17 protein-coding genes are annotated in these 19,229 nt (G+C 63.3%); 4 read left to right on the top strand and 13 right to left on the bottom strand.

The genetic code is table 11. From position 1 onward, the window contains the following. Positions 1–907: 907 nt before the first annotated feature. The 6 genes from otsA to ACMFWR_RS06035 form a co-directional block, all read right to left on the bottom strand. Positions 908–2,377, bottom strand: coding sequence for an alpha,alpha-trehalose-phosphate synthase (UDP-forming) (gene otsA, locus ACMFWR_RS06060; protein WP_413194105.1), 1,470 nt, complete (start codon positions 2,375–2,377; stop codon positions 908–910). A 225-nt stretch (positions 2,378–2,602) separates the two neighbouring features. Beyond that, positions 2,603–2,824 (bottom strand): hypothetical protein, encoded by a 222-nt coding sequence (locus tag ACMFWR_RS06055; protein WP_413194104.1) that lies wholly within the window; start codon positions 2,822–2,824, stop codon positions 2,603–2,605. A gap of 445 nt (positions 2,825–3,269) precedes the next feature. Further along, positions 3,270–4,667, bottom strand: coding sequence for a sigma-54-dependent transcriptional regulator (locus ACMFWR_RS06050; protein WP_413194103.1), 1,398 nt, complete (start codon positions 4,665–4,667; stop codon positions 3,270–3,272). 243 nt (positions 4,668–4,910) lie between these two features. Then, positions 4,911–5,270, bottom strand: coding sequence for a hypothetical protein (locus ACMFWR_RS06045; RefSeq protein ID WP_413194102.1), 360 nt, complete (start codon positions 5,268–5,270; stop codon positions 4,911–4,913). Beyond that, positions 5,267–5,638 carry a phage holin family protein gene (locus tag ACMFWR_RS06040; RefSeq protein WP_413194101.1) on the bottom strand — a complete coding sequence of 124 codons (372 nt, stop codon included), beginning with the start codon at positions 5,636–5,638 and terminating at the stop codon, positions 5,267–5,269. Before ACMFWR_RS06040 ends, ACMFWR_RS06045 begins: the two co-directional genes overlap by 4 nt. Before the next feature lie 28 nt (positions 5,639–5,666). Beyond that, positions 5,667–6,146, bottom strand: coding sequence for a DUF883 family protein (locus ACMFWR_RS06035; RefSeq protein WP_413194100.1), 480 nt, complete (start codon positions 6,144–6,146; stop codon positions 5,667–5,669). A 375-nt stretch (positions 6,147–6,521) separates the two neighbouring features. On the opposite strand from ACMFWR_RS06035, the gene ACMFWR_RS06030 reads away from it, so the two are divergent. Then, entirely contained in the window at positions 6,522–7,607 is a 1,086-nt protein-coding gene (locus ACMFWR_RS06030; protein ID WP_413194099.1) for a sigma-54 interaction domain-containing protein, read from the top strand. A gap of 414 nt (positions 7,608–8,021) precedes the next feature. On the opposite strand, the gene ACMFWR_RS06025 is transcribed toward ACMFWR_RS06030, so the two are convergent. Continuing rightward, positions 8,022–9,356: an AAA-associated domain-containing protein gene (locus ACMFWR_RS06025; protein WP_413194098.1), complete on the bottom strand. Its 1,335-nt coding sequence runs from the start codon at positions 9,354–9,356 to the stop codon at positions 8,022–8,024. A 13-nt stretch (positions 9,357–9,369) separates the two neighbouring features. Continuing rightward, positions 9,370–11,118: an ABC transporter permease gene (locus ACMFWR_RS06020; RefSeq protein WP_413194097.1), complete on the bottom strand. Its 1,749-nt coding sequence runs from the start codon at positions 11,116–11,118 to the stop codon at positions 9,370–9,372. 306 nt (positions 11,119–11,424) lie between these two features. Between ACMFWR_RS06020 and ACMFWR_RS06015 the strand changes: the two genes are divergently transcribed. Continuing rightward, positions 11,425–13,215 carry a diguanylate cyclase gene (locus tag ACMFWR_RS06015; protein ID WP_413194096.1) on the top strand — a complete coding sequence of 597 codons (1,791 nt, stop codon included), beginning with the start codon at positions 11,425–11,427 and terminating at the stop codon, positions 13,213–13,215. Positions 13,216–13,430: 215 nt separating this feature from the next. Next, a complete protein-coding gene (locus tag ACMFWR_RS06010; RefSeq protein ID WP_121083851.1) occupies positions 13,431–13,697 on the top strand; it encodes a hypothetical protein in 267 nt (88 codons plus the stop codon). A gap of 219 nt (positions 13,698–13,916) precedes the next feature. On the opposite strand, the gene mog is transcribed toward ACMFWR_RS06010, so the two are convergent. Next, the gene (gene mog / locus ACMFWR_RS06005; protein WP_413194095.1) at positions 13,917–14,573 is read right to left on the bottom strand and encodes a molybdopterin adenylyltransferase; all 657 of its coding nucleotides are present in this window, start codon (positions 14,571–14,573) and stop codon (positions 13,917–13,919) included. Further along, positions 14,560–15,210 carry a ribosome biogenesis factor YjgA gene (yjgA, locus tag ACMFWR_RS06000; protein ID WP_413194094.1) on the bottom strand — a complete coding sequence of 217 codons (651 nt, stop codon included), beginning with the start codon at positions 15,208–15,210 and terminating at the stop codon, positions 14,560–14,562. The genes mog and yjgA overlap by 14 nt, the downstream gene beginning before the upstream one ends. A 107-nt stretch (positions 15,211–15,317) precedes the next feature. Here yjgA and pmbA point away from each other — a divergent pair, with 107 nt between their 5' ends. Further along, positions 15,318–16,676 (top strand): metalloprotease PmbA, encoded by a 1,359-nt coding sequence (pmbA, locus tag ACMFWR_RS05995; RefSeq protein ID WP_413194093.1) that lies wholly within the window; start codon positions 15,318–15,320, stop codon positions 16,674–16,676. A gap of 3 nt (positions 16,677–16,679) precedes the next feature. On the opposite strand, the gene ACMFWR_RS05990 is transcribed toward pmbA, so the two are convergent. The 3 genes from ACMFWR_RS05990 to ACMFWR_RS05980 form a co-directional block, all read right to left on the bottom strand. Then, positions 16,680–17,174 carry a dihydrofolate reductase gene (locus ACMFWR_RS05990; RefSeq protein ID WP_413194092.1) on the bottom strand — a complete coding sequence of 165 codons (495 nt, stop codon included), beginning with the start codon at positions 17,172–17,174 and terminating at the stop codon, positions 16,680–16,682. A gap of 166 nt (positions 17,175–17,340) precedes the next feature. Then, positions 17,341–17,700 (bottom strand): hypothetical protein, encoded by a 360-nt coding sequence (locus tag ACMFWR_RS05985; RefSeq protein WP_413194091.1) that lies wholly within the window; start codon positions 17,698–17,700, stop codon positions 17,341–17,343. Next, positions 17,675–19,219: a sigma 54-interacting transcriptional regulator gene (locus ACMFWR_RS05980; RefSeq protein WP_413194090.1), complete on the bottom strand. Its 1,545-nt coding sequence runs from the start codon at positions 19,217–19,219 to the stop codon at positions 17,675–17,677. The genes ACMFWR_RS05985 and ACMFWR_RS05980 overlap by 26 nt, the downstream gene beginning before the upstream one ends. Between the last annotated feature and the right edge of the window lie 10 nt (positions 19,220–19,229).

Genomic DNA, 19,229 nt, shown 5'->3' with positions numbered 1-19,229 from the left:
GGCGTCAATCTTCTTAGGAAATATGCTAGGTCAAACTCGATTTAAAAGGTAGTGGCAAAGCAGTCTATTTCGACGCAAATGATCGTGACTCGATAATTACTTCCGCGAGAGGAGGAATCATTGCTGTCAACCGGTAAATGAAACACTCTCGCGTACGTATCGAAACGGTTCGATGAGCATGCATGTGGCATACATGATGAACGCGCTTCACGGTCTTCGCTTTAACGCTCTCGTACACGCCCTCTTTATCTGAGCTTGTTTCAAGTTGTCTCAAGCCTGCCTCATCAACCCATTTGAAAGGTCCGATTCAAACGCAGGACCCAGAGACAAAGCCTGGGATGCCAATGGCGTCGTAACGATGTCGCAACGAAGTCGCAATGACTTCGGTATACCGCACCCATGCGCCAAGATGATGCGTGACGGGTGTTTTCGCTATAGCTCGCGACGGCATGCCGCGGCGAGCGCGTTGCGGATCGCACGCGCATCCGATCATTGACGGATGTTTAGTCGCGCAATACCTGAATCGCTTTTACGCCACGGTTTTGAGGTTTAGGCATGGGGTTGCATGGGGCGATGACACACTCGAATCAGCGGCAATCGCACGTCGATTTCCGGCTCGCGAACGTTTGTCGATTCCGATTTATTCGCCACATTTTGGATTTGGCATCCTTAAGGTATCCCGCATCGATACGCTTAAAGGCGGCGCCGTGCACCACCCTCTTGTTTATCTTCGATGGATCCGGAATGGCAAAAGCCGCCCCCGATGGGGCGGCTTGAAGGTCTCTCTCGTGGCTCGAAGTGGTTCGAGGCCGGATTAAGAGCGGCTGAGAGCGCCTCAAGAGCGGCTTGAGAGCGGCTTAAAAACGAAATACGAGCGCTTTGAAACGCTTTTGAGCGATTCCGAACGTTACGCTTTTACCTGGTCTCTTCGCCCATGCGACGAAGAAGCGGCACGTTTGACTCGCGCATGCGCGATGGTTTCCGCTTCGATGGCCCGAAGATCATCGAGGAACGAATCGCGCCAGACCGAAAGATCGTTCTTGCGCAGCGGTCCCATCATGTCGCGATAGCGCGCCTGACGCTCGGCAAGCGGCATCGACAGTGCGCGCTCGATGGCTTCGGACATCTGAAGCATATCGAACGGATTGACCACCAGCGCACCCGGCATCTGCTCGGCCGCCCCGGCGAACTGGGACAACACGAGCACGCCGGGATCCGACGGGTCCTGCGCGGCGACATACTCCTTCGCGACGAGATTCATGCCGTCACGCAGCGGCGTGACAAGCCCCACCTGAGCGATACGGAACAACGCCATCAACAGGTTGCGGTCGTACTTGCGGTTCAGGTACCGGATCGGCGACCAGTCGAGCTCGGCAAAACGCCCGTTGATGCGCCCCGTCTCTCGCTCAAGGTTCTGCCGGATACGTTGGTACGTCTGGACGTCTGAACGCGTTGGCGGTGCGATCTGCACGAGCGAAACACGGCGTTGCCAATGCGGCGAAGCCTGCAGAAGGTTCTCGAACGCAAGGAACCGCTCGGCGAGTCCCTTCGAATAGTCGAGGCGGTCCACGCTCATGATGAGCTTGCGGCCCTGCATGCTCTGGGCGAACTCCGTAACGGCCTTGCGCGTGCTGAACTGCTCGGCGGCCTGGGCGATCGCATCCGGATAGATGCCGATCGGGTAGGCCGCCGCCTTGGCCGTGCGGCCATAAGCCGTCAGCCGGACGACCGGTCGCCCATCCGCTGCGCGGACGTCGGCCGACGTCCCCATCGCTTCCCGCGTCACATAGTCGCGAAACGCCTGCACATCGGAGTCCGTCTGAAACCCGATCAGGTCGTAGGCCATCAGCGCTTTGGCGAGTTCCGCGTGCGGCGGGACTGCGCGAAATACTTCGGGCGCGGGAAACGGGATATGCAGGAAGAAGCCGATCGGGTTGCGCACACCGGCTTCGCGCAATGCCTCGGCCAACGGGATCAGGTGATAGTCGTGCACCCAGATCACATCGTCGTCCTTGAGCATCGGCACGAGGTCGCGCGCGAATTGCTGATTCACGCGCAGGTACCCCGCATACTCCTGCCGGTCGTATCGCAGCAGATCGGTGCGGTAGTGCAATGCGGGCCAGAGCGTCGCATTGGAAAAGCCGCGGTAATAGTGGTCGTAGTCGCGCTTGGCGAGGCCAACAGTCGCGTAGGTGACCTTGCCCTGAACGTCGATGGCGGGCGGTTGCGGCTGCGCGACGGTTTCGCCGCTCCATCCAAACCAGACGCCGCCGGTTTGCTTGAGCGCGTCCAGAACGCCAATGGCCAGACCGCCCGCGGCGGGGCGGCCTTCCTGCGTGGGAGCGACGCGATTGGATACGACGATCAGTCTGCTCATGCTCATTCCCGAAATAAATGACTCTTTCGGTAACAGCAATCGCCGTGCCTGCGTAATCAAAGTGTAATCAGAAGCCCTTCACTGGCCGCGCCCCCGACATCGTGCAGCGGTGTGCCTGGGCGTGGTTCAGCCTCGATCGACAGTCGTCGAACGCCCGTCATCGGGACGATGCACGGTCGCACGCCCCGATGCGTACGGGACCTTTCGAAGCATCCAGGGTCGCGCTCAGGCGTCCTGCTCGGTGCCGAGTTCGCGCTGGTATTCGATTCCTGCGGGGCGTGCGCCACCCTGATTGTGGTCACCGTCGTGCGGCCGTGAGGATTCGTCGGCCGCCTCGTTGTCTGCTTGCGTTTCTGGGCGCGTCGTATCGGTCACGGGTGCGGTCGGTGTCTGGGGTGTGGGCATCGCTGGCCTCCTGAATGGGTTCTCGGCTCGACGCCGGTCCATCAAGCATAGTCGCTAAATGACGAACCGGCAGGCCAACGCACTGCAGCATTCGTGCCTTCGAGCTTCACCCGGCGTTTTCACGCATGGGGCGTGCGCAGCCACCTGCCAGGCACGCGGCGAATCCTTTGAACCTGCGGTCGAATCTGCGGCTGAGCCTGGGGCGGCATTTCCCCTGGCATGGGCGGCGGGTCGCCGATCGGAGGCATGTCGGGAACGACCGGCGGATCGCGCGTCGGATCGGGCGGAGGCATATCCGGCGGCGTGGCCGGCGGCGACGGCGGAGGCGGGTTCGGATTGGGGCTGGGAGGCTCGGGCCGACGCAGACGATAGGTAGCGAAGGTATTCATGGTCGATTGGGCATGCATTGCGAAGGTCAAGGTCAGGGTTCTGCAACCTGTCCTTCACGACGCAATGATCATGCCCCGCCCATCGCCGTTTCGACCCCTCAAGCGTCGAGATCGGCCTTCTCGTCGTTATCAGCGTCGCCTGCCGCATCGCCCTTCGCGCTGTCGCCGTACTCAACAAGACGGTTGTAGAGCGTCTTGAGGCTGATGCCCAGAATCTCCGCGGCACGCGTCTTGACGCCCCCGCATTGTTCGAGCGTGGCGAGGATCAGCTGCTTGTCGGCCTCGGCGAGCGACGTGCCGAATGCAATCGTGACCGACGTGCCGGGTGACGGTTTGGCCAGCGAGATCTGCAACGGAACGGCAGCCGTGTTGGCCGCCTCGTTGCCCGACATGATGTAGGCCCGCTGCACGTAGTTCTTCAACTCGCGGACATTGCCCGGCCAGCTGTAGGCCGCCAGTGCGTCGCGCGTTTCCGGAGGAAAGGTCTTGTGCGTGCTGTAGCGCTGATTGAGGTCGTCGAGGAAACCCTGCGCGAGAAGTTCGACGTCCTTTCCGCGTTCGCGCAACGGCGGCAGATGCAGCGGGAACACATTGAGCCGGTGATACAGATCGAGGCGCAACTTGCCTTCGAGCACGGCCTCTTCGGGGTCGCGGTTGGTGGCCGCGATCAGCCGCACATCGGTCTCGATCTCCTTGGTCGTACCCACGCGCATGAACACGCCGGTCTCGAGCACGCGCAGCAGCTTCACCTGCAGCTCGATCGGCATTTCGGTGATTTCATCGAGGAACAGCGTCCCGCCGTTCGCACGTTCGAAATACCCCTTGTGCTGGCGATCGGCGCCCGTGAACGAGCCACGCTCGTGGCCGAACATTTCGGATTCGATCAGGTTCGGCGAAATCGCTCCGCAGTTGACTGCGACGAACGGATGCTTGCGGCGCAGGCTGAGTTCGTGAACGGTTTGCGCCGCGAGTTCCTTGCCGGTACCCGACTCGCCGACCAGCAGCACCGACGCAGCGGTCGGCGCAACGCGGCTGATCTGGTCGTAGACCGTCTGCATCGCGGGCGAGTTGCCCAGCATGAGTCCGAAGCGGCCCATGCGCCGCAATTCGCCGCGCAACGTGCCGATCTCGGCCTTGAGATCGCCCGAGCGCGGAATGCGATTCACGATCGCCTTCACGCGCTGCAGATTGATCGGCTTGACGAGGTAATCGGTCGCGCCGTTCTTGAGCGCATTGACCGCGCTCTCGACCGTCGCGTGGCCGGTGATCACAATGATTTCGACGCCGGTCGGGTCGAGGTCCTCGAACAGATCGACACCGCTGCCGTCCGGCAGTTTCAGATCGGTGAACACGACGTCAGGCATCTGCCGCACGATCTGAATACGTGCTTCGCGCAGATCGCCGGCCGTCACACAGGTCAATCCGTCCTCGCGGATCACCTCGGCGAGCGCCTGTCGGGTATTCGGATCGTCATCGACAATCAGAGCATGTGGCATACGCAATAAACCGGTGAAGTTAAACGCGGCACGACGCTTTGCGCGTCGCGCCCGACCGCCGATGCAATCAACGACAGTCTTACGTGTAGAGGCACAAAATACCTGACACAAACGCCGCCCGGAAAGGCTTACCGGGCGGCGTTTTCGGTCGGTTTGTAAATTTGATTATAGGGGCTTGCGCATCGGATGCGCGACTTCAATTTTGACAATGCGTGATCGCGCACCGTGTCGCGGCGCGAGCGGTCAGCGATGCGACGCGTGCCTGCGCGCGCCTCGGGCGACCGCTTCGACGAACGGCCCCACCTGACGTGCGACGCGCGCAAATGCGACGGACTTGAGCATGACTCGAAGCAAGCCGACGGCCATGCTGCCGATCCGGTGACGGCCGCGCAAGAGCACGAGCGCACCGACGGGTGCGAGCGGATATAGCATCGGGGCGACTTCGCGCGACTGCCCGAAGAAGCGGCTCAACGACGCACTGATCCGATCGATGCGCCGCAGAGGCTCGAGCACCACGTCGAGACCGTCAATGATATCGATGCGCCCCGCCGCGATTCGCTCGACCAGGCGATTCCGGCGCCGCGCCAGCAATGACGCACTCATTCGAGCCGTTCGAGCGCTTGCCGGTCGCGCTCGAATTCCGCAAGACTGTGTGCGAAGAGTGCCGTCGGCATCCGCAGGCGCCGCACGAACAGGACGATGACGATCGCCGCAACGACGGCCGCGCCGATAGTCAGCGCACCGATCGCTCGCAGACGATAGGGGGTGTCCCAATACGCCGCGAGTATCCAGAACGCGCCAAATACGCACGTCAGTGCGATAAAGAACACCGCCGCGAGCGCCGCCAGCACCAGCGCCAGCACGCGTTCACGCTCTTCGGCGATTTCAAGGCCCAGCAATGCAAGCCGGTCGCTCGCCTGGTCGATGAGGCCAATGGCGATGTCCTTGACGGAACGAACCAGGCTGCTCATGGGCTCACCTCTTTGGATGGGTATCGGATCAGCGCGCAGCCAGGACGCCAAGCAAAATGCCGACGCCCACGCCGACACCCACGGCCTGCCATGGGTTGTCGCGCACATACTGATCAGCGTTGTCGGCTGCGACGCGATACTTTCCGCGTGCGACGCTCGATGCTTCGGCCAATGCCGTCTTCGCTTCATCGAGCCGCTCGCGCAGGCGCGAGCGCAGCACGTCGATCTGCTCACCCGATGCGCTTGCCGTCAGACGCAGCAGCTCTTCGGTATCGGCGATCAGGGTGCGCAGGTCTTCCGCGATTTTCTGGCGGCCCAGCTGCAGCTGAATCGATTGGTCGGTCATGGTGTCGCTCCTCATATCGGGGGCCGATGAAGCCGTGCGCACGGCTTTGAGCCCGGTGGGTGAACGTTTCGTATCGGCATCGATGCGTGGCGAGGTTGGCGCTGCCGGCGAAGCCGGTGAGAGCGGATCACGCAGATGCCACTCGGTCATTCGGTCAGTCATATCCACGCCCGCCTTCGCGCCGTCGGTCTATGACGCATGCTCACGGCGTTCGCAGCTTTCGTGCCACGCGAATGCATTCGGGTCGTCTCCCTCGCTGCAGCGTGGCGATCATCCGCCCATCCTGCGGCGCACGCGCGAATCAAAACGCGATCCGCGCGGCGGCACCAACACGACTTCCGCGCTGATCGTGCCCTCACGGGTAAGTCTTACGGAGCACAATGTAATTTGGCCCGCAGCCGTGCATCTCCGTGTTCGCGATTGCGGCATCGATGTCGCGCGCTGCATCGTCTACCTGTTTTGACGATCGGCAATTTCGGCTAGCATGTGGCTTTAATTTGAGACACGATGGCCGTTGGCCTCCTTGACCGGACCCGCATGTCATCCATTGAAACTCCCGATACCCCGAGCGATAACGCCGAGCCGACACCGACACCTCGCCGCCGCACCAAGCGTGCAGCGGGTGCGGTCGCCGGGTTGAAATCGTTCGGCTTGCTATATGGTTCGTCAAGCGCGATGGAAGCGCTCTATGAGCAAATTCATCGCGTCGCCGAAACCGAAGCGACCGCGCTGATCATCGGCGAATCCGGCACCGGCAAGGAACTGATCGCACGCACGATTCACGATCACAGTACGCGCAAGGATGGTCCGTTTATCGCCGTGAATTGCGGCGCGATCCCCGACAACCTGATCGAGGCGGAATTGTTCGGCCATGAGCGCGGCAGCTTTACGGGTGCTGTGCAGAATCGCGTCGGCTATTTCGAGCACGCGAATAACGGCACGCTGTTTCTCGATGAAGTCACCGAGATGGCGCCTGTGCGCCAGGTCAAACTGCTTCGCGCGCTCGAGACCGGCACGTTCTATCGCGTCGGCGGCACCGATCAGCTGTCGTCGAATGTTCGTGTGATCGCCGCGACCAATCGCGACCCTTCGACCGCGGTCAAGGAAAACGGCCTGCGCGAAGACTTGATGTATCGGCTCGCTGTCTTCCCGCTACGCGCACCACCGCTGCGCGAACGCGAGAACGACCGTGAGTTTCTAGCGCAGCACTTCCTCGCCGAGCTCAACGCGCAGGAAGGCACCGACAAGACGTTCTCGAAGAAGGCGTTCGAGACCTTGCGCGCGTATTCATGGCCCGGCAACGTCCGTGAACTCAAGAACGCCGTCTACCGCGCATTCATCCTCGCCGAGAAGATCGTCGAATTGCCTCACCCGCACTTGCAGACGCGGCAGCGCAAAGCGGTGGCCCAAGGCGATGCGATGAGCGTGTGGGTTGGCACACCGCTCGCGGACGCGCAGAAGCAGATCATTCTCGGCACGCTCAAGCACTGCAACGGCGACAAACGCAAGACCGCCAAAGCGCTCGGCGTCAGTCTCAAGACGCTGTACAACCGCCTGGGCGCCTACGAGAACGAAGGCGCCGCCGTGGAACCCGGTGAAGCGGACGACGAAACGCCGGAGTAAGTGATCAGCTCAGGCGGTCCGCCTGAGCAATCCGACCAGACGGTCCGCCAGCGATGCGACCCAGTGATCCGCCTGATCGACCTCGCCGCCCTCAGTGAAGTCGACGAACTGTATTGAAGTCGACGAACTGTATCTGTGTCACGCACAAAAAAGCGCGCCGCCCCACCCGGAACGACGCGCAACTCGCACTGCCAGATCACTCGCAAAGCCCACGCCCCAACGACTGACGCCCGCTCCAACCGAACGCCGGCGACGGATAAGCAGGCCTGCCCCCTTGCGGCAGCAACGCGCGTGCCGCAAAAGCAAACAGGCGCCGGTACAAAATGTACCGGCGCCTGTTTCGATAAGTAATTTCTTTCGATCCGCTACACGCGGGAACGCACGTGCTTCAAATCCAGCGACCGTAGAACGTGATTAGCTCTCGATATCTTCGAGGCTGAACATTTCGGCCTGATCGCTATAGGAAAAGATTTCTGCGTAACGGCCCCAGTTGATGACCGCATCGAGCGTCTGCTCGGCAGCGGAATCCGACAGAAAATCCTCGAGCTCCTGTTCGAAGCGCACGCGCGGCGCACGATGCCCCGGCCGCTCGTTCAGCACCGTGCGGATCCGCGCGGCGAGCGGCACGTAGCGGAGCACGTGCTCGGCGAACATGCGCTTGCGTTCGTCGGTACCGTAGTCGGAAAAGATCTTGCCGGCCTGCGTGAGCATGATGTCGCCTTCGCGCATATCGGCGAAGCCGAGGTGCTGCATCATTTCGGCGACCGGAAACAGTTCGTCGACCTCGAGGTGCAGCGTGCGCGCAACTTCCGGCAAGTCAGCCTTGCCGTTGTACGGTGCGGCAGCGAGCGTTTCGATCAGACCCGCCATCAGGTTCGTCGACACCGGCGGCAGCCAGCTGCCCAGCGCGAGCTGGCCCGGCCGCGCGAGATCGGCGATCAGGCGCGTCGTCATCTTTGCGTAGATGTCGTCGACCAGCTGGCGGAATGCCGGGGCAAGACGATTGCGCGGATGCGCGAACGGCACCTTGATTTCCGCGATCACCCGGCCCGGGTTCGACGACAGCACGAGGATGCGGTCACACATAAAGACCGCTTCCTCGATGTTGTGCGTGACGATCAGCACCGATTTGATCGGCAGCTTCTTGTCGTTCCAGAGGTCGAGCAAGTCGGTGCGCAGCGTCTCGGCGGTCAGCACGTCGAGCGCGGAGAACGGCTCGTCCATCAGCAGCAGCGTCGGGTCGACCACCAGCGCGCGCGCAAAGCCCACGCGTTGACGCATGCCGCCCGACAGCTCGCGCGGATAGGCGTTCTCGAACCCGTCGAGACCGATCAGATCGATCGCCTTGAGCGCGCGTTCGCGGCGCTCCTTCGGACCGACGCCCAGCGCTTCGAGACCGGCTTCAACGTTTTGCAGCACCGTAAGCCACGGAAACAAGGCGAACGTCTGGAACACCATGGCGACACCGTCGGCCGGACCGCTCAACGGTTTGCCCAGGTATTCGACTTCACCGCCGGTCGGACGGATCAGGCCGGCGATGATGCGCAACAGCGTCGATTTTCCCGAGCCCGAACGTCCGAGCAGGCCGACGATCTCGCCTTCCTTGAGTTCGACGTTCGCATCGTCGAGCACGAGCAGCTCGCCCTGCGGCTTGGCAAAGCCGCGGCGTACGTGGCTCACGCGCAGGATATCGGCAGGCTGATTCGCGCTGGCGGGTGCGGGCGCGGGAGTAGCAGTCGGATTGAGCATGGCGGGATCCCGATCAGTTCAGGCGGAGCTTGTCTTCGGCATACGCGTAGAGCGGACGCCAGAGCAGGCGGTTGAACAGCGTGACGAGCAGCGACATGACCGCGATGCCCAGAATGATCCGCGGGTAATCGCCCGCAGTCGTTGTCGCGGCGATATAGGCGCCCAGGCCGTGGGCGACGACGTGCTCGTTACCCCATGACACGGCTTCGGACACGATGCTCGCGTTCCACGCGCCGCCCGATGCCGTGATCGCACCGGTCACGTAGTACGGAAAAATGCCCGGCAGCATGGCCTGCCGCCACCATTGCCAGCCGCGAATGCGGAAGTTGGTCGCCGCTTCCTTGAAGTCGTTCGGATAAGCGGTGGTGCCGGCAATCACGTTGAACAGGATGTACCACTGCGTACCGAGCACGATCAGCGGCGACAGCCAGATATCCGGATTCAGGTGGAAACGTACGATGACGACGACGAACACCGGGAACAGCAGGTTCGCCGGGAACGCCGCGAGGAACTGTGCGACCGGCTGTATCTTTTCCGCCAGCTTGGGACGCAGGCCGATCAGCACACCGAGCGGCACCCAGATCACCGAAGCGATCGCGATCAGCACGATCACGCGCAACAGCGTGATCAGACCCAGCACGAACGCTTCGCCAACGTCGTGCCAACCGACGCCGCTCGCCACGAATGCGATCACGCGCCATACAACGTAAGCCGTTCCGACGAGCACCAGCAATGCCCAGACGCCATCGGCGGCGCGCGTCGACGGGCGCGGAATCGCCGGCACGATCGACGGGAAGCTCGGCGCACGCAGACGGAAGGGAATGCGGGCGGCGGTCGTCAGCAGCCACGCGCCCGGAACGAGCAGTTGATGGATCAGGCGCGTCCGGCGGATCAGGTCCAGCAGCCACGAACCCGGGGCATCACCCGAACTCGTGGTCTCCATGCGGAACTTGTCGGACCATGCGACGAGCGGACGGAACAGAAACTGGTCGTACGCCAGGATCACGACCGTCATCGCGACGATGACCCAGCCGACCGCCGACAGGTTCTTTTGTTCGATCGCCATCGCGAGATACGCTCCGATTCCCGGGAGCGTGATCGAGTGATTGCCGACGGTGATGGCTTCCGATGCGACGACGAAGAACCAGCCGCCCGACATCGACATCATCATGTTCCAGATCAGGCCCGGCATCGAGAACGGCACTTCGAGCTTCCAGAAGCGCTGCCACGATGTCAGGTGGAACCCGCGCGACACTTCATCCAGATCGCGCGGCACCGTGCGCAGCGACTGGTAGAAGCTGAACGTCATGTTCCAGGCCTGGCTCGTGAAAATCGCGAAGATCGCCGCGCATTCAGCACCCGCCACTCGCGTGGGGAACAGTGCGATAAAGAACGTGACCGTGAACGAGATATAGCCGAGCACCGGCACCGACTGGAGGATGTCGAGAATCGGGACAAGCAGCTGACCCGCACGGCGGCTTTTCGCGGCAAGCGTGCCGTAGGTCAGCGTGAAGACGAGCGATGCCACCATCGCGGCCAGCATGCGCAGCGTCGTTCGTAACGCGTATTCAGGCAGATTGGCCGGATCCAGAGAGATCGTTTGTGTTTGTAGCGTGCCGATCGGCGCCATCGTCTGGTGGAATCCGATCACGGTCATCGCGATGATCGAAATGATCATCGGGAACGCGACAAAATCCCACCGGTTCGGCAGCAGCCGCCAGGCGGACGCATTTGCATTGGGAAGTTCGAAACCAAAGGCCATGGCCGCTCCTGTCGAGAGGCACGACACTACTACAACCCACGTGACAGGCACAACCTCTGACACCCCGAAACGCGGCAATGCAACATCCCCGGAAACGCCCGTTGCGCAAGGAGTTTGCAAGGGTTAGCGCGTCGAGTTTAACGCTGGCTTTCGACCGTTTCAGTCTTTAAGTGGCTTATTGAATTGCACGGTATGTCAGAGATATTTGATTTTCGGGCCATACACGCGTCACTTACATAAAGAAAGTCGGCGAAAAGCCGATAAAGATGATTATTGCTCTGCGCTCGCGGCTCACGCACCGGACCCATGCAGCACCCCGCTCGCCATCGCTCACCCTACTTCGCACTGTCGCCGGTCCGGCCCGCAGTGCGGCGCAGCCTTCAACGGCTCGCCATCCTGCTTGTCATCGGCGTGCTGATGGCGGCAAGCTGGTGGCTCGCCGACGCGATGTCGAACCGGCTGGCGCGGCGCGAACTCGGTGCCGCCGTCGAAGCACGCCAGCAGGTCGCCTCGGCAGTCACCGATAGCGTCGGCCAGTCGCTGGACGGCGACGTGGCCCTGCTCCGGGGTATCCCCGCGACGGTCGCGGCAGCCCCGGTCGTTCGAGAAGCGCTCGCACCGGATTCACCGAACACGCTCGCTCTCACCCATGCGTTGTCGCACGACGAGCGACGCACACAGCTCGAACGCGACGCGTCGCTCGCCTCGCTCAATGGCTTTTTGCGGCGCGTCAGCGATCTGGCCGGCATCGACGCAGTCTGGGTCGTCACGCGCGACGGCTTGTGCATCGCATCAAGCAATGCCAACACAGCCATCTCGTTTGTGGGTGACGACCTGTCCGCCCGGCCCTATATGCAGGCGATCGCCTCGGGCAAGACCACGATCGCCTTTGCGCGTGGCCTGACCACGGGCCGCCCGGGCATCTATGTAACCTCCGCCGTCGTCACCGACCACGGCATCGTCGGCGGCATCGTCGGCAAGCTCAACACCAGCCGTGCACGCCACTGGGTCGCGCAGCAAGGTTCGTTCGTCGCCGACCAGAACGGCGTGATCGTGCTCGCCCAGGATCGCTCGCTCGAACTGTACGCACTGCCGGGTTCCCCTGTGCTGACCATGGACCCGGCTGTTCGCGCGGCCACCTACGCGCAGCAGATTTTCCCGACGCTGACGGTGACCTCGCAGGGCGAACATGTCCACGAACAGGCACCCTGGCTGCCCCGCGCGACGGCCGACAAGCTCGTGTCGATCGAAAACGGGCCGCCGTCCCTGCTGAGCATGAAGACCATCGAGCACGGAGGACTGGCCGCGGGCCTGATCATGCCGTTCGACGTCTGGAACGAAGCGCAAGCCAATTTCCGGCGCAACCGCCTGCTGATCTTCCTCGCCGCCATGAGCGTGCTGTCCGTCGGTGTGGTGCTGTCGCTGTCCTACTATCGCGAGCGACGTCTGCATCACGACACGCGCGACATGGCCGACCAGCTCCAGCAAGCCAATGCGCGCCTGTCCGACGAGGCCCGCTACGACTCGCTGACCGGCGCGCTGTCGCGCCGTTACTTCCTCGACCTGCTGAGCACGCAGCTGCGCGCTTCGCAGCTGTCGCGCGCGCCGCTCACCGTCGTCATCGCGGACCTCGACCATTTCAAGCAAATCAACGACCGGCACGGCCATGCGACGGGCGATCGCGCGCTCGAATATTTCCTTGCGGTCTGTGAGCGTGCGCTGCGCGTGGGCGACGCAGTGGGCCGCCTGGGCGGCGAAGAGTTCGGGATGCTGCTACCGGGCGCGCCCGCGGGCCAGGCCGAGCAAGTCGCCGAAGCGATCCGCCTCGAATTCCGGCGCGCGCGGCCCAAATCGATTCCTGACGATATCGGCCTGAGCGTCAGTCTCGGCATTGCCGCCGCGATGCGCAACGACACACCCGAACGCCTGCTCTCCCGCGCCGATCAGGCGCTTTATCTGGCCAAGGCGCGCGGGCGTAACCGCTCGGTCGTGTTCGACACGCACTCGAACGTCGAATCACGCACGCCGGGTCAGGGCGCCGCCGGCCTGAGTGCCGCAGGCCAGACCGAGTCGGCGAACTCCACGACGACGGTCTGACGAGGCTGAACCGGCGGAGTGCCCGCCGACGGCCGGACAAGTTGACCGGCATGGGCCGACATGGGCCTGCGATGGCCCGCAAAGGGAGCCGCGCCTTGTCAGACCTCCGGCAAGGCGTTCCCCAGGATCGAACAAGCATTTAAACGGCTGTCTTGCGCGCACCCGCACCGGACCGGTTATTATCGGTTATCCCAACCGGTTCTATGGAGGCGCGCATGAAGGGTAACCTCGTCATCGTCTGCCGCGATCAGGACGCCCACGACTTCGACGCGATCATGTCGGAGTATGGCGCGTTCCAGACTCGGCTCTCGTCCACCGCCTGGTATCTCAAGCTCGAGATCGCGCCGGAGCTTGTGCAGGAAGAGATCGTCCAGCGTCTGGGCAAGTACGCTACGCACTACATTTTTGAAGCGACCTCGGTCACGTTCAATACAGTCGACAGCGAAGCCGCGGCATCGCTGAACGCGCTGTTCGAGGACTGAGTACGATTGAATCTGGCTGATTCCGGCTGATTCGGGAACAGCAGGCCGCGCGCCTGCGACGGCACACCCGGAGCTGTTGAGAGACACCCCGCTTTCGAGCGGGTTTTTTATGCGCGGACGTTTTTGAGGCGGTGTCGCCGGACTGCGAGCGATCGCCGCAGCCTTCGTGTCGCTATCGTAGCCATCATCGCCATCGTCGCGATGGCTTGATTCCCGTCGCTATTTCTTTTTGGGGCGGAACGCCTTGACGACACGTTCGTCGGTCTCGATGTACGGGCCGCCGATCAGGTCGATGCAATAGGGAATGGCCGCAAAGATGCCCGGCACGATCGACGTGCCCTGCGCGTCGCGAAGGCCTTCGAGCGTTTCGCGGATCGACTTCGGCTGCCCGGGCAAGTTGACGATCAGCGCCGCATGCCCGTCGATTTCACGGATCGCGCCCACCTGGCGCGACAGGATCGCGGTCGGCACGAAGCGCAGGCTGATTTGCCGCATCTGCTCGCCAAACCCCGGCATCTCCTTGCTCGCGACGGCCAGTGTCGCCTCGGGCGTCACATCGCGCCGCGACGGGCCCGTGCCACCGGTTGTCAGCACGAGGTCGCACTGCGCGCGGTCGACGAGTTCGACCAATGCCGCACTGATCGTCTCACGCTCGTCCGGAATCAACCGGGTCTGATGTTCCCATTGACTGGTGATCGCGCTGCCGAGCCATTCGAGCAGCGACGGAATCCCCTTGTCTTCGTAAACGCCGGTGCTCGCGCGATCGCTGATCGAAACAAGTCCGATCCGGACCGGGCGGGAAGACTGCGACGCTTCGCCCGCCGGGGAAGCGGCACTACCCGGCGTGCCCGATGACGGCCGGTCAATACCTGCCATCGTCGTCCTCGCGCACGGGGAAGATATCGTCGTCATCGTCATCATCGGACGGCTCGACGGGCTCCGCCGACGCCGATGCCGCGGCCTGCGCGGCCTTGATCCAGTGAAACAGTTCCCGGAAATGCTTCGGCGGACGCTGCTGCTGTTGGTCGCGGCGCGCGCTTCGGATCAGGTTGCGACCCGTCTGCACATCGGCAGCCGGATATTTCGCGACGAATTCGGTCAGTGCTGCATCGTCGGCCAACAGGCGCTCGCGCCAGCGCTCGACGGCGTGCAGGCGAACGGTCTCGGCCTTGCTCACACCGTTATAAGCGTCGAGCGCAGCGCGGATCTTCGCGACCTCTTCGTCGTCCAGCGATCGCATTACTTTGCCGACGTACTGCATCTGCCGGCGCTTGCCTTCGTGGTCGGTGATGCGGCGTGCTTCGCGCACGGCTTCGTCAACCGCTTCGGGCAGCGGCATTTTCTTGTGCGCGTCCTTCGACAGCGCGACAAGTTCGGCGCCCAGGGCCTGCAGGGCCAGCATATCGCGCTTGAGCTGCGATTTGCTGGGGCGGCCGCCGTACGGATCGTCCTCGTCGACAGGGGCGACGTGGCCAGTACGGGAGGCGGGGAGAGTGCGTGGTCTTTGCGTCATGGGGCGTATTGTATCGAACCCGGCCGCACAAGCGGCATGGCCAAGCGTGTTCGGGAACTTTGCGCCAAGCCTTGCTATGATCGCAGGATCAAGGAGAATCCATCGACATGTCCGCGCAACCGCGTTACTTCCCGCATACTCAGGACCAACTCAAAGAGATTGCCGCGGAGATCCTGCGGCACGCCACATCGCTCGGCGCGACCGACGCCGCGACGGAACTGTCCGAAGGCGACGGCCTGTCGGTGACCGTTCGCCGCGGCGAAGTGGAGACGATCGAGCACAATCGCGACAAGATGGTCGGCGTGACGGTGTTTATCGGTCAAAAGCGCGGCAATGCCAGCACATCGGACTTTTCGCCCGCCGCGCTGCGCGACACGGTCGCCGCCGCGTACAACATCGCGCGCTTCACGGCCGAAGACGACTGCGCGGGCCTCGCCGAAACCGAGCTTCTCGAAACGGCTCCGAAAGACCTCGACCTCTTCCATCCGTGGGCGCTCACGGCCGACGAGGCGGTGCAGATCGCCCGCCGCGCCGAGCAGGCGGCATTCGACACTGCGCCGAAGATCACCAATAGCGAAGGCGCGAGCGTGTCGGCCCAGCATTCGCAGTTCGTGCTCGCGACGAGCCGCGGCTTTTCAGCGGGTTACCCGTTCTCGCGCCATTTCGTGTCGTGCGCGCCGATTGCCGGCTCGGGCCGCAATATGCAGCGCGACGACTGGTACACGTCGCAGCGCAGCGCAGGTGCGCTCTCCGAGCCGGAAGCCGTAGGCCGCTACGCGGCCGAGCGCGCGCTGGCCCGGCTGGGCTCGCGCCGCCTCGATACGCGCAAATGCCCCGTTTTGTTCGAAGCGCCCCTGGCAGCCGGGCTGCTGGGCGCATTCGTTCAGGCCACCAGCGGCGGCGCGCTGTATCGCAAGACGACCTTTCTTGTCGACAGCCTCGGCAAGCCCGTCTTCGCGCCGCATATCGATATCGTCGAAGATCCCCACGTTGCACGCGCGATGGGCAGTTCGCCGTTCGACGAGGAAGGCGTGCGCACGCACAAACGCGACGTGGTCAGTGGTGGTGTCGTGCAGGGCTACTTCCTGTCGAGCTATTCGGCACGCAAACTCGGCATGCAGACGACAGGCAACGCAGGCGGCTCGCACAATATCGCGCTGCGTAGCCGTCATACCCGCGACGACGACGATTTCGAGGCCATGCTGCGCAAGCTCGGCACAGGCCTGCTGCTCACGGAACTCATGGGTCAGGGCGTCAATTACGTGACGGGCGACTACTCGCGCGGTGCGGCCGGTTTCTGGGTCGAAAACGGCAAGATCCAGTACCCGGTCGAAGAAATCACCGTCGCGAGCACCTTGCAGGACATGTTCCACCATATCGTCGCGATCGGCGCCGACACCATCGTGCGCGGCACCAAGCAGACGGGCTCGGTGCTGATCGAGCAGATGACGATCGCGGGTCAGTAACTCTCAGTACCGCTCGTAGCGCACCCACGAATACGGCAGCTCTCCGGGCGCCGTGTTCGCGGGATATTCGCGCGAGACCTCACGCCAGACAGCCGCATCGGGGGCAGCGAACGTCGCATCGCCCTCGACGTCCGCATCAATCTCCGTCACCACGAGCGCATCCGCGCGATCGAGCCCTTCCCGATACAGCTCGGCGCCGCCGATCAGATAAGCGTCGGCGGTGCCCTCTCCCGCACAGATCGCGAGCGCAGCGTCGAGGCCACCGACCGTCTCGCAGCCTTCGAAGCGCTTTGCGGCGTCGCGTGTCACCACGAGGTTGCGCCGGCCGGGCAGTGGCCGGCCGATCGACTCATGCGTCTTGCGGCCCATGATGACGGGTGCGCCCATCGTGGTGCGCTTGAAGAACTTGAGGTCTTCGGACAGATGCCACGGAAGTTGGTTGTCGCGGCCGATCACGCCATTGCGGGCGCGTGCGACGATCAGGATCAGACGGGTCATGAACCGGCGAGGTCGGAAATAGGGAAGCCGGGATTTTAGCCCGAGAGCGGCGTGCCTCGGCGCACCGCCATGAGCCGCGCGCAACCGCGGCCGCCGCGTGCGTGCGGGCGTGTGGGCGTACGTCGGATCCGGGCAGCCGCAGCAGTCAGGGTCAGACGCACCTGCCTCAAATCGGCGTGCAGGCCGCGCGGCGCTGATCGACGGGTGCCACTGGCGTGCGCTGAAGGATCGAATGACGTGAGACCGCCGTGCCGCATGCCCCGCCCCCGATCGTCAGATCGTCGGCGCCGGCCAGATCGGCACCGTGCTCGCTCGATGCGGTATCGGGCCATACCGGCCACACCATCTCGCACACCCGCGACATCACGCCGCTGAAACCCGGCGGCGTCCTGTCCTGCAGAGACTTCGCGTCGAGCATGTCGCCCATGCCCGCGACCCGTCCTCTCGCTGACGGGTCGCCGGGCGTTTCCATGCGACGCATCGCGCTCAAGCGCCGTACATCACTCGCCGTGTTCCGTTTCTTCATCGAATGACTTGTCATCGGTGTCCCTCAAGCCGTGCGTGCCCATTAAACGATATAAGGTCACGCGTGAAATCCCAAGGTCCATCGCGGCTTCATTGAGCCGGTGACGATGTCTGAGCAATGCCTGCTCGATGGCGCGGCGTTCGGCGTCCTCGCGCGCCTGCGCGAGCGTGATCGGCAACTGGCTCGTGAAGGTGTCGAGACCGAGGTCCTCGGCCGAGATCAGCCGGCCTTCCGCCATGACGATCGCGCGCCGCACGCGGTTGATCATCTCGCGCACATTGCCGGGCCAGCCGTAGTTGTACATGGCTTCGATCGCGGACGCCGTGAAGCCGCGAATCTTGCGCGCACTGTCGCTACGGAATTTGTGCAGCACATGATGCGCAAGAATCTCGATGTCCTTGCCGCGCGAGCGCAGCGGCGGCTCGTCAACGCGCACGACGCAGAGCCGGTGAAACAGGTCGGCACGGAACCGTCCGTCCTGCATGGCCGCCTCGAGATCGACGTGCGTCGCCGAAATGATGCGGATATCCACGGGAATGGACTCGCGACCGCCGAGGCGTTCGATCTTGCCCTCCTGCAGAAACCGCAGCAGGGCGGCCTGACTCTCGAGCGGCAAATCCCCGATTTCATCGAGGAACAGCGTGCCGCCGTTGGCCGACTCGACCCGGCCGATCTTGCGCTGGTTCGCACCGGTGAACGCGCCACGCTCATAGCCGAACAGTTCGGACTGCAACAGATGATGCGGAATCGCCCCGCAGTTGATCGCGACGAACGGCGCCTTCTTGCGCTCCGAGCGTTCGTGGATCGCGAGTGCCGTCAGTTCCTTGCCGGTCCCGGATTCCCCCGCGATAAACACGGACGCATCGGTATTGCCGAGCTTGCGGATCGTGCGAAACAGCTGCTGCATCGCATCGCACGTGCCGACCATCTCGTCATCGCCCGACGCAGCGACCGTTTGCGCGATATCGAAATCGCACAGCGTGATCATGCCGAACGCGTGGCCAAGTACGAAGTTGATCGTCTCGTTCGAAGTGGGCAGCTTCAGGTAGTCGAAGCAATAGTTGCGGATCATCCGGCGAAGGCCGAGATCGTCGAGCTGCGCCGAAGGCGTCACGGCGACCCAGCCGACGTTCGTGCGGCGCAGACAGCCCTCGAGCGCACCGAGGTCGCGGTTCGTAAAGCCGCCCGCGAGATCGATGAGCCCGGCGGCCGCGTCGTCGCTGCGAATCAGCCGCGCCGCGTCCGACACCGAGCGCGCGAACTGCACGCGCCACCCGTGTTCGCCGAGATAGTCGGCCAGTTCGTCCCGCGGCTGGCGCGACAGGTAGATCAGCGACCGCTCCGACTGCAGTGCCGCGCGCAGCTTCGCCCCGCCCTCGACGCTCATGAGCAGCGGGCGCGAAGTCGGAATATCACCGTCGTCGGCTGCCGTCGATACCGCGGGTGCGTCAAGCCGGCCTTCGAGCGCCCTGGCGCCTGCCACGGGGTGCACGGCCGTCAAATGAATGGATTCACGCACAATAGCCTCG

It is taken from the genome of Pararobbsia alpina, assembly GCF_965118125.1.
Classification (GTDB): domain Bacteria; phylum Pseudomonadota; class Gammaproteobacteria; order Burkholderiales; family Burkholderiaceae; genus Pararobbsia; species Pararobbsia alpina_A.
This window is presented reverse-complemented; position numbering and strand designations above follow the sequence as displayed.